General features: G+C 40.7%; 10 protein-coding genes. 8 read left to right on the forward strand and 2 right to left on the reverse strand.

Translation table 11 applies throughout. The annotated features are described in order from the left end of the window. Window positions 1–169: 169 nt before the first annotated feature. Both H6G86_RS36505 and H6G86_RS36510 read right to left on the reverse strand, forming a co-directional pair. Entirely contained in the window at window positions 170–367 is a 198-nt protein-coding gene (locus H6G86_RS36505) for a hypothetical protein (RefSeq protein WP_190938453.1), read from the reverse strand. 484 nt (window positions 368–851) lie between these two features. Beyond that, entirely contained in the window at window positions 852–2234 is a 1383-nt protein-coding gene (locus H6G86_RS36510; RefSeq protein ID WP_190938454.1) for an FAD-binding oxidoreductase, read from the reverse strand. Window positions 2235–2529: 295 nt separating this feature from the next. Between H6G86_RS36510 and H6G86_RS36515 the strand changes: the two genes are divergently transcribed. From H6G86_RS36515 to H6G86_RS36550, 8 genes are all read left to right on the forward strand, one after another. Beyond that, a complete protein-coding gene (locus H6G86_RS36515) occupies window positions 2530–3189 on the forward strand; it encodes a TetR/AcrR family transcriptional regulator (RefSeq protein ID WP_190938455.1) in 660 nt (219 codons plus the stop codon). Between the two features lie 59 nt (window positions 3190–3248). Beyond that, window positions 3249–3476 (forward strand): hypothetical protein, encoded by a 228-nt coding sequence (locus H6G86_RS36520; RefSeq protein ID WP_190938456.1) that lies wholly within the window; start codon window positions 3249–3251, stop codon window positions 3474–3476. A 21-nt stretch (window positions 3477–3497) separates the two neighbouring features. Beyond that, window positions 3498–3644: a hypothetical protein gene (locus H6G86_RS36525; RefSeq protein ID WP_190938457.1), complete on the forward strand. Its 147-nt coding sequence runs from the start codon at window positions 3498–3500 to the stop codon at window positions 3642–3644. A gap of 1 nt (window position 3645) precedes the next feature. Continuing rightward, the gene (locus H6G86_RS36530; RefSeq protein ID WP_190938458.1) at window positions 3646–3900 is read left to right on the forward strand and encodes a hypothetical protein; all 255 of its coding nucleotides are present in this window, start codon (window positions 3646–3648) and stop codon (window positions 3898–3900) included. An 8-nt stretch (window positions 3901–3908) separates the two neighbouring features. After that, complete coding sequence (locus H6G86_RS36535; RefSeq protein ID WP_190938459.1) at window positions 3909–4091, forward strand: hypothetical protein; 183 nt, start codon at window positions 3909–3911, stop codon at window positions 4089–4091. 35 nt (window positions 4092–4126) lie between these two features. Then, the gene (locus tag H6G86_RS38340) at window positions 4127–4306 is read left to right on the forward strand and encodes a RidA family protein (RefSeq protein WP_199338563.1); all 180 of its coding nucleotides are present in this window, start codon (window positions 4127–4129) and stop codon (window positions 4304–4306) included. Between the two features lie 31 nt (window positions 4307–4337). Continuing rightward, complete coding sequence (locus tag H6G86_RS38345) at window positions 4338–4508, forward strand: Rid family hydrolase (RefSeq protein WP_199338564.1); 171 nt, start codon at window positions 4338–4340, stop codon at window positions 4506–4508. 701 nt (window positions 4509–5209) lie between these two features. After that, window positions 5210–11023: a diguanylate cyclase domain-containing protein gene (locus H6G86_RS36550; RefSeq protein WP_190938460.1), complete on the forward strand. Its 5814-nt coding sequence runs from the start codon at window positions 5210–5212 to the stop codon at window positions 11021–11023. Window positions 11024–11089 lie beyond the last annotated feature (66 nt).

An 11089-nucleotide genomic window follows, 5' to 3' on the forward strand; every position in this document is an offset into this window, starting at 1 on the left:
CGATTTCTAGAGTGGAATTAGACTATTGAATATTTAAGCAATTATACAGGATGCATAAGACTACACTTTTTTCATTAAATGGAGTCAAAACTTTTCATGAAAATTAATAGCAAAAGCTATGATCGTGGCAGTGGTAGATTTTATATAGTAGATTGAATCTCTCAAATTTCTATTCTGCAACGCCCCGTGATCCTGAAGTTTGAGGATGCTTACCCTCAAAAGTTTGCTCAACTGCTTGTCGATGCGCCGCAATGGACTGAATGGATGGCTTGAGAAAGTTGGCTGGATAAACCCCCTTAATTGTCCCGTAATTCCCCATCGCCGCAAACTGTTCCAGTGTCACAGGAGTAGAATGCGCGGAGGTCAAGATGAGAATATCACACTCGATCAAGTGAAATCCTTGCCAGGGAGAGTTTAGGGCTGCCTTATCGGAGCAACTGACTTGCGCGGTTGCAGCATCTGTTCTCCTGGCTCGTGAGATTTATTGTCGGCTTCTTGTCAAGAACCCTAGTGGTTCATCGCATTAATTCTGAAGGGTTATAAAAGTTCGTAGTAAGGACTTTATTCCTTGATTTGAGCGATAAATCGCTCACTACAAACCTATCAAAATTAATGCGACAGACCACTAGTGCTTTTTTTCTAAAACATTGGTGGCTAAAGGTCTGAAACAGTGAGTTCCCAGTCGGGTAGCAATTCTGGCAGCGCTAGTAGTCTACCAACCCAAAAATGCTGCGTGATGCCTGGGCAAAGGGTAAGGGATTTGAAACCTTTCCCCCTTCTCCTTTACCCCGCTTTCGTCACGAAAGCGAACTACTAGTACATCTTTGCTTTGAAGTATTGTGACTGCTAGCTTAGGGTTTGATGTTCTGGTTGAGATGGAAAATGTTTTCAGGATCATACCGTTTCTTGATCTGCACCAAACGCTCGTAGTTAGCTCCATAAGCTGCTACGATGCGATCGCCCTCCTCCTCAGTCATGAAGTTTACGTAAGTACCAGCAGAGGCATAAGGAGCAGAAGCTTGGAAAAACTCACGTGCCCACGCAATGCACATCACATCGTGTGCTGGCTCATCCCAGCGTCCATGCACATTCAACACAAACTTCGCATCCCGATGACGATACGCCGTAGCATCGGCCGAGACGCAGTTAGATGCCCCTGCGATGCATCCAATGAAGATTTCGCACGCTTGAGAGGGTAGCTTGCCTGCAAATTCCACAAGCACATCTAATGCTCCATCTCGTAACTCTGTGAAATTATGAGATTTCCAGTAGTTCCTCGCACCCTTTATCAGCAAAGGGTCAAATGCTTGCTGCCATTCTATATAAGGTTGAGTACCGATGTGTTCTCCATAAGCATCGCCAAAACTACGCAGAGGTTCGATCAGTTTCTCACCCTCTGCAATATCGCCAACATAAAAGACAGGTAGTATGATCACCTCTTTGCCATGCACGCTCTCAGGCAGAAAAGGCAGTGGCGGAGCCTTGCGAAGAACCACCCACACATTCAGTTCCTTGGGGGCTGATTCAACAAAGTTCCGATACTGTGTTAGCACCTGTTTGGCTTGGTTAAATGGAAAAACAATTAACCCAGCCAATATTTCAGGCCCCACAGGATGGAGCTGAAATTCAAACTCAGTGACGACACCAAAGTTACCGCCGCCACCTCGAATCGCCCAGAAAAGGTCAGGGTTTTCGTTTTCGCTTGTTCGTATTTTATTCCCATCTGCTGTGATTACTTCCGCAGAGATCAGATTGTCGATCGTCAGTCCGTACTTACGAGTCAACCAACCAAAACCACCACCTATAGTCAGACCGGCTATACCAGTCGTTGAATTAATTCCTACTGGAGTTGCTAACCCATGCACCTGTGCTGAAGAATCAAAATCACTAAGTGTTGCACCAGGTTCGACATACGCCCGCTTCTTGGGGGCATCAATACGGACATTCTTCATAGTTGAAAGATCAATCATGATGCCGTTATCACATACAGCATTCCCCGCGATGTTATGTCCAGCGCCCCTGATTGATATTTCTACCCCGTTCTCTCGCGCCCAGGCGATCGCAACGGCAATGTCCGAGGCTTCTGCACATTGTACGATGACAGCAGGTCGCCGATCAATCATCGCATTCCAGATTTCGCGCACTTCGTCATAACGCGGATCATCAGGAAGCACTACATAACCCTTAACATTGGTTTTCAACGTCTCAAATTTGTCATTCAGCAGTGTTGTCATAATATTTCTCCTTAGTATCTTTGCGAAGAGGTGATGTATAAGCCAGCAATGCAATCTCTTCCCTTTAGGGTGGTATTAAAATTTAAGTTATCCAGGGTTTTCTGTGGTTTTTCTAATGATGCCGAACATCTGTAGCAATTTGATTTGCCTGTAAAGACAGGTAGTTTTACTTAATTCTGGATTTCTTGCACTGTTAGCAATGCGAACCACGATCAGACCTTTCCCATAAAAAGACGACCGTTCGTTTTTAGTCCACTCTTCTGAATATTACGACCGTTCGTGTTATTGTCAAGCTATGAGTAATATTTCGTCATTAAAAACTGAGGAAAGCGGTAAGTCTCGTCCTTCGAAAGGACAGACTAGTCGCGCCACTATTCTGCTGACTGCGGCAAAGTTGGTAACAATAAAGGGACTGAATGGCCTGTCACTTGGGGATCTAGCTGCTGAGGTTGGGATCAGCAAGAGTGGTCTCTACGCGCACTTCAAAGACAAAGAAGAACTGGAATTGGCGACGATCGAAACGGCAGCTGTAATTTTTGATAATGAAGTGCTTCAACCTGCGATGCAAGCGCACGCGGGAACTGAGCGACTTAAAGCAGTGGCTAATTCGTTTTTTTCTCATCTTGAACGCAAAGTTTTTCCGGGTGGGTGTTTTTTTGCCGCAGTCGCAGCAGAACTCGACACACGCCCCGGACCAGCGCACGATCGCGTCGTTGAGGTGCTAGATAAGTGGCTTTCATTATTAAAGCAGTGTATCCTTGATGCACAGCTTAACGGCGAGATAGATGCCAAAGCTGACGTTGCTCAGGCAGTTTTTGAAATTGAAGCCATGCTTTTGGCTGCGAATTTCCTCTTCGTTATGAGAAATGACCCGATTCATCTGACCCAATCACGCAGGGGGATAGACAATGTATTGGCCCGACTCGCGGTTAGTAAGGCGGCGAAGAAGCGTTAATTCTTTTCCTCGACTGCCTACTTGTATCAATTTTAAAGTGAAACGGTATCACTCCTGATTTGGTCGAGAAATATGACGATGGGTGGTATCCTGAACTGCGGATGCACTATTATTTGACGCTGGGGCGGGAATTTCTGACAACTCGTGATGCCAAAAGAGCTGCATCGCAGTTAGAAGCTGGGGAGAATTCGATTTGGAAACCAGATTTTAACAAGGGGCAGTTATTACCTGCTGTGTTGTTACTCGAAAATCTGAATCTGTTACAGTTTCTTACACCAGACGTTTAGTTACGTGGCAGCGAGGAGAAGATGGTGGAGTTTAAAGCGCTGACTGTAAAGCATCGACACGTTATCAAGAATTACTTGAATGTTTCCATTTCTGAAAAACTGACCCCCATTGCGATCGCCTACGGCGGGCGCTTGCGCCATCGCACAGAAGTTACTTGCCAAAATTGATTTGAAATTGGATTACGTTGGTCGGTTGGGTAAGCGTGAAAATCGGGAGTGCGTTTATCGGTTTGTTGCCCCTGATGATCAGCATAATTCAATTTTTGGGCAGTGGTTAAATCGAGATGAACTGTTTCTTAGTGAGTCGGTGTCAGTCACGAATAATATAAGTACAACTACACCAGTCATTGACACCCAATCCCAGGATATTCCTCAAACACTCACGCCAGTGGAAAGCCCTGTTACCCAAGGCTTAATGGGCTGAAACTGAAATTGCAGCAAGGCTTGGACAGCCCTGGCTCGTTCTACAATCAGTTAATCTCCACAATTGGCTCGGCTGTTGGAATTGCTGATGGTGAGCCGTTTTGGAATGGGTATCTGGGGCAGTGGCAGATTGCTGTTAACTTTGTTTCGGGGTGTAAGTCTGTACTGTGTGATTGGTTGATAGTGGTTTAATTGTAGATATATTTGGAAGGAGATTCCACAATTAAATGAGTCGTCAATTCATATCTTCTGGTTCTATCTTTGAGCAAGAAATTGCTTATAAGAGAGCAGTTGTTGATGGAGACTGGGTTTTTGTTTCTGGTACCACGGGTTTCAAGACTTGTCGGTTAAGGGGAAAAGGGGAATGGGAAAGGGGAAAGAAAAAACCTTTAACCTTTACCCTTTAACCTTTTCCCCAAACCCAATGCCGAGTTAAAAATGCAAAATCCGAGCAGTATTGCCACGGGTTTTGATTACAGTTCGATGACCATATCTAATGATGTTGTAAAACAAACAGAGCAGTGTTTTAAAAACATTAATGCTGCACTGACAGAGGTAGGACTGGTAATGCAGGATATAGTACGAGTTCATTACATTTTACCGATTTGAGAAGACTTTGAACAAAGCTGACCAGTGATTCGTAGATATTTAGGAGATGTTAGACCAACAGCAACAATGATTGTTGCAGGGCTTTCAGATCCTAGAATGCGGATTGAGATAGAGGTAACAGCAAAAAAACTAGGGGCGTTGAACTGCTTTTAACGTTCTGCTCTGCTATATTATGCAGCTTAAATGCAGATTAGCTTAACTAAATTAATATCAGCCATATTGTTACATTGAGACTGAATTTGAAATTAAAAATAAGTACAGTCAAAAATCATACAAATTTTATCAAAAACTTTGGTATAACATATAACTATACAGCAAACAACAGTCTGGCGACTGAACCTTCTTCCTTAATTGGTAAGATAAGATGCATCAATAATGGGTTATTACTTAAGTTACACGTTATTTAAAACTGCTTTAGCTACCTATTATCTCACTTAGGTCTTAGCTTACACTTGTGTTATATGATGCACCGATTTCGCAGATTGAAATAATATAGTAATCCGAATTGAATCGTGAGAAAATACGGAGACTAAAAGTAAATTTTTATAAGCTTTTCAACCTTTTTGTGTCTTACAAATGATTTAGGATTTCTATATAAACATGAACAGTCTTACAGCAAATAGGATAGTGAAATTTCAAATTTTTTATAAATTATAATTTGGATTTTATGTAAAGTCATATTTAATTTTTAAATAGAAATAATGATTATGCGACTAGAAGGTTATCAGCACAAAGAACTACTTCGAGAAGATAGGAACACGGTTCTTTATCGTGGAATTAAACAACTAGAAAGAACACCCGTACTAATAAAATATATTAAAACAGAGTACCCAACTCTCGAAGATATTGCTCGGTTAAAATATGAATATAAAATTCTTCAGTCGTTAAATATTTCCGGAGTTATTAAATGCTATGCATTAAAAGATAGCCATCAGCTCTGGGCAATGGTTTTGGAAGATTTTGGAGGGAAACCACTTCCAAAATATCTGAGTCAAAGAACGCTAGATTTAAATGATTTTTTACACATTGGGATTCAGCTTGCCGAAGCACTAGTAAAACTTCATCAATACAAGGTTACTCACAAGAATTTAAAAACTACTAATGTGCTGTTCAATCCGCAAACTGGACAGGTTAAAATTGACGACTTTAGCTTTGCCACCTATTTAGATGGAGAAAAGCAAACAATTAGTAATCAGAATATTTTTGAAGATGCGCTTGCTTATATATCGCCTGAGCAAACAGGTCGGATGAACCGCTTAGTTGATTACCGTAGCGATTTCTATTCTCTGGGCATTGTTTTCTATGAAATACTGACAGGACAATTGCCCTTTCAAAGTACTGACCCCTTAGAACTCGTTCATTGCCATATTGCTAGAACTCCAATTTCTCCTTGTATCATTGCCGAAAATCTGGGCTTGGGAGAAATATCCCAGCCAGTTTCTGATGTTGTAATGAAACTTTTGGCAAAGACAGCAGAAGAGCGTTATCAAAATGCGTTAGGACTGAAGGCAGATTTGGAAATGTGTTTAAAATTGCTACAAGGGACTGGAGAAATTGCAGCCTTTCAAGTGGGGCAATTAGATTTATACAGCCAATTCTTGATTCCGCAAAAACTTTATGGTCGTGAATTTGAGGTCAAAATTTTGATGGCTGCCTTTGAGCGTATCAGTCAAGGCACAACAGAAATGATGCTGGTAAGTGGCTACTCTGGGGTTGGTAAGTCATCTCTAGTCTATGAAGTTCATAAGCCAATCATACGTAAGCATGGGTATTTTATTTTTGGCAAGTTTGACCAGTTTAAGCGCAATATTCCTTATGCTGCTCTGATTCAAGCGTTTCAAGAATTAATCCGGCAGTTGCTCACTGAAAGTAGCGAACGGATTAGTATTTGGCGGGCAAAACTGTTAAAAGCCTTGAGTGCCAATGGTCAGGTGATTATTGATGTGATTCCTGAAGTTGAGCGAATTATCGAACCCCAACCCGCAGTACCAGAACTGGGAGCATCGGAATCTCAAAACCGATTTAACCGCGTTTTTAGACAATTCATTCATGTGTTTTGTCAACTAGAACATCCTTTAGTACTGTTTTTGGACGATTTACAGTGGGCAGATTCAGCATCATTGAAATTAATTCAGTTGTTGATAAGTGACCCAAATAGTAAATATCTGTTGTTGATAGGTGCATACCGAGATAACGAGGTGAGTGCGACTCATTCATTAATGCTGATGCTCTCTGAACTTCAGCAAACTGGGGCAGCAATAAACAACATTGTGCTTCAGCCGTTACATCTGGTTGATGTTAGCCAGTTAATTGCTGATACATTTCAAAGCAATCAAGAGACATCGCTCTTGATTCGTCACTCTGTGTCTACGCACTCTCTCGCGAAATTAGTCTTTAATAAAACTCAAGGCAATCCTTTCTTTTTATCGCAACTACTCAAATCACTTTATCAAGATAAGTTACTGTTTTTCAATTTTAATCAAGCTTGTTGGCAGTGGGACATTGAAAAGCTGTTAGATATCGACATTACGGATAATGTTGTTGAATTAATGGTTAGCCGAATTCAAAAGCTATTGCCAGCAACTCAAAACGTTCTGAAGTTAGGTGCTTGTGTTGGTGACAAATTTACCTTGGAAGTGCTTAGTATTGTCAATGAAAAGTCTTTATCAGAGACGGCATTGGATTTATGGGAAGCGTTGCAAGTTGGGCTGATTTTGCCATTAAATCAATACTATAAAATTCCCCTAGTTATCGAGCTAGAGAAATTTAGTAAGAAATCTGATGGTGAAAATACTTCACTCTTAACTGTTTCTAACCCTCCAGCGATCACTTATAAATTTCTGCACGATCGCGTACAACAAGCGGCATATTCACTTATTGCCAAAACTGAGCGTAGCCAAACGCATTTGAGAATTGGAGAATTGTTACTTGAGCATACACTAGAAGAGGAACTGGAACAGAACATTTTTGAAATTGTTAATCAATTAAATATAGGTACTCACTTATTAAGTCTACAGAAGCATAAAGATGAACTAGCAGCACTAAATTTGATGGCAGGTCAAAAAGCCAAGAGAGCTACAGCTTATGACCCGGCGCTAAAGTATTTAAAGGTAGGTTTGGGATTACTTTCAGAAACGAGTTGGCAGACAAATTATGATTTAACATTGACACTGTATGTAGAAGCAACCTCAGCTGAATTTCTCAATAATAATTTTGTACAAACGGCAATTTTAGTAGATATTGTTTTAAGCAATGCTAAAAATATTATAGATAAAGTTAAGGTATATGAAATTCAAATTCAATATAGCGTTTCGCAGAACAGATTGAAAGAAGCGATCGCTATTATCTTACAAGTAATAGAAATGCTGGGAATTCCTCTCAGTCAGAATCCTCCTCATGCCTTAACCAAACAGTATGAAAATTCATTGACGGTTGAGAGTTTAAGTAGCCTGCCACCGATGACTGACGATTATAAACTGGCAGCAATGCGAATTCTCGTGGCAGCAGGCCCTCCCACTTATTTTGCAGATGCTCAGTTATTCACCTCAATTATTTTCACGATGGTAGATCTGTGCATTCAATATGGAAGTTCGGCGATGGCAGCTTATGGCTATGCTTGTTATGGTTCGATTTTGGCAGGTCAGTTAGGAGAAATTGACGCTGCGTATCAATCTTGTTTGTTAGCTTTACAACTTCTCGATCGCTACAATGCCAAAGAACTAAAAGCTGAGATTTGCGAAATTTTTAACGGTCATGTTCGACATTTTAAAGACCCTCTCACTGCCGTATTAGAACCAATGTTAGAGGGAATTCAAAGTGGTTTGGAAGTTGGTAAAGTTCAATATGCCTCATATATTGCTGCTTTTTATTCATCTGCTTTGTTTTATACGGGTGAAAACTTAGAAAGCGTCGCTCAAAAGCTCGAACATCGTTTAGAATTACTCAATAGTTTGAGCAATCAAGTTTGCATTGATTATGCCAAAATCTGGCAGCAGATGGTAGCAAATTTACTAGGTAACTCCACACATAAGTTTGAATTGGTTAGCGATCGCTTTAATGAAACAGAAATTTTAAAGACGTTAATCGCAGCTGATAACCAAACAGCTTTATCTGCGCTTTACCTTGCCAAGACAAACTTGCTGTATTTATATAAAGAGTACGCTCAGGCAATCGAAAATGCCAGGATTGCAGAACGTTATATCGGTAGTGTTATGGGGACAATAAATGTCTCTATTCATAGCTTTTATTATATGCTGGCTTTGCTGGGGCAGTATCCCCATACAACTATTGCAGAAAAAAATCAGTATTTGCAAATAATCCAATTGCGCCAACAGCACATGGAAAAATTAGCGAATGCTGCGCCCATGAACTTTCTGCATAAATACGAGTTGGTTGAAGCAGAAAGAGCAAAAGTTTTAGGACAACACTATCGGGCAATGGAGTATTATGACCGGGCAATTCAAAATGCACGAGAGCATGGTTATTTTCAAGAAGAAGCTCTAGCTGCGGAATTGGCGGCAGAATTTTACTTTGTATGCAAAAGAGAACGCCTCGCTAAAGACTATTTAATAGATGCTTATTACGGTTATCTACGCTGGGGCGCAATTGCAAAAGTTCAAGATTTAAAAGAGCGCTACCCTCAAATTTTATCTGGATATCAAACACTAAAAAATTTAAAGATTACACCTAGCGATACAACTGGACTTGATTTAGCAACGTTAGATTTAGCTACTATTATCAAAGCTTCCCAAGCACTTTCTGATGAAATTATTCAGAGTAAGTTGCTTGATAAACTAATGAATAGCATGATTGAAAATGCTGGAGCAAGAACCGGAATGCTTCTCTTACAGCAATCAAACCAATGGGTTCTAATAGTTGAGGGATTTGTAGATAAAGACAATGCTATTGTGTTGCCGCCTAAACCAATAGAAACAAGTCAAAATTTGCCTCTAGCATTAATCAACTATGTTTCTAGAAGTCAATCTACTCTGGTATTAGATGATGCAACTGAAGAAAAACTTTTTATTGATGATGTTTACATTCGGAACAATCAGCCTAAATCTGTGCTTTGTTTGCCAATTATTTATCAAAGTAAACTCAAAGGTATTCTTTACTTAGAAAACAACCTTGCTAAAGGTGCGTTTACCCAAAACCATGTGAAAGTACTGAGTTTATTGGCTTCCCAAGCAGCAATTTCTCTAGAAAACGCGGAACTATACCAAGAATTGCAAACATATTCGCAAAAGTTAGAAAGCAAAAATGCCGAGTTGAATCAAATCAATTTATCATTAGCGGCTGAAATTAGCGATCGCCAGCGCAAAGAAGTTGAGCGCCAGCAAGCCCAAGAAGCACTGTTTCAAGAAAAAGAGCTAGCCCAAGTGACATTGCAATCGATTGGAGATGGAGTTATCACTACGGATTCCCTGGGTCTAGTACGATATCTTAATCCCATCGCCCAAAACCTAACAGGCTGGAGTCAATTAGAAGCACAAGGATTGCCGCTCTCTGAAGTATTTGAGATTGTTAACGAAACTACTCGCGAACCAGTAATAAATCCACTGGAAACAGCTTTGCATGAAGGAAAAACCGTTGGTCTTGCCAACCATACAATCTTAATTGCGCGTAATGGAGATGAGTTTGCCATTGATGATTCCGCTGCACCAATTCGTGCTAGCAATGGTGAGATAATTGGAGCAGTCATGGTATTTCATGATGTGTCCCGTAACCGCAACTTATCTCGACAACTTTCCTGGCAGGCTAGTCATGATGCTTTAACTGGACTGGTAAACCGACGCGAGTTTGAACGACACCTAGAGCAGGCTATTAATGATGCCAAAATGCATAACCAGCATTACGCCCTCTGCTATCTAGATTTAGACCAATTCAAAATCGTCAACGATACCTGCGGTCATCTTGCTGGCGATGAACTATTGCGTCAAGTGACAGCATTATTTCAAAGTCAAGTGCGTAAGACAGATACTTTAGCCCGCATCGGTGGGGATGAATTTGGCTTGCTTCTCAATCAATGCTCACTAGAACAGGCACAACGAATTTGCAATTCCATACGTCAGAAGGTTCAGGAGCTTCGATTTGTCTGGCAAGAAAAGCTTTTTACAATTGGCACTAGTATTGGATTAGTTATGATTAATACGCAGAGTGAAAGTGTTGCTCATGTATTAAGTCTTGCAGATACCGCTTGCTATGCAGCTAAAAATCGCGGACGTAATCGGGTACACGTTTATCAAGTAGACGATATCGATCTACTACAACACAAAGGCGAAATGGAATGGGTAACGCGTATTGCTCAGGCTTTGGAAGAAAATCGATTTTGTCTCTACTACCAAACGATTATTCCAGTTTTGCAAACTGAGATGAAACAACAACATTATGAAGTCCTTTTGCGTTTGCAAGATGAAAATGGGGCTTTGGTATTACCTATGGCATTTATTCCTGCCGCAGAACGTTATAATCTCATGCATTTAAGTAAGCCGTGGGAAAAATTTATAAGTATGTAACAAAAAATTAAGCAGAAGAATTGGAGTTAAATCTTATACGCTGTGTACTATATTTTCCCTTCTCTG

The organism is Nostoc sp. FACHB-133 (genome assembly GCF_014698055.1).
GTDB lineage: Bacteria > Cyanobacteriota > Cyanobacteriia > Cyanobacteriales > Nostocaceae > Nostoc.

What these genes read in the sequence shown, in the direction of transcription:
- H6G86_RS36510 (WP_190938454.1), bottom strand. Translation starts at nt 2,234, where the DNA reads ATGACAACACTGCTGAATGACAAATTTGAGACGTTGAAAACCAATGTT.
- H6G86_RS36515 (WP_190938455.1), top strand. Translation starts at nt 2,530, where the DNA reads ATGAGTAATATTTCGTCATTAAAAACTGAGGAAAGCGGTAAGTCTCGT.
- H6G86_RS36525 (WP_190938457.1), top strand. Translation starts at nt 3,498, where the DNA reads ATGGTGGAGTTTAAAGCGCTGACTGTAAAGCATCGACACGTTATCAAG.
- H6G86_RS38340 (WP_199338563.1), top strand. Translation starts at nt 4,127, where the DNA reads ATGAGTCGTCAATTCATATCTTCTGGTTCTATCTTTGAGCAAGAAATT.
- H6G86_RS38345 (WP_199338564.1), top strand. Translation starts at nt 4,338, where the DNA reads ATGCAAAATCCGAGCAGTATTGCCACGGGTTTTGATTACAGTTCGATG.
- H6G86_RS36550 (WP_190938460.1), top strand. Translation starts at nt 5,210, where the DNA reads ATGATTATGCGACTAGAAGGTTATCAGCACAAAGAACTACTTCGAGAA.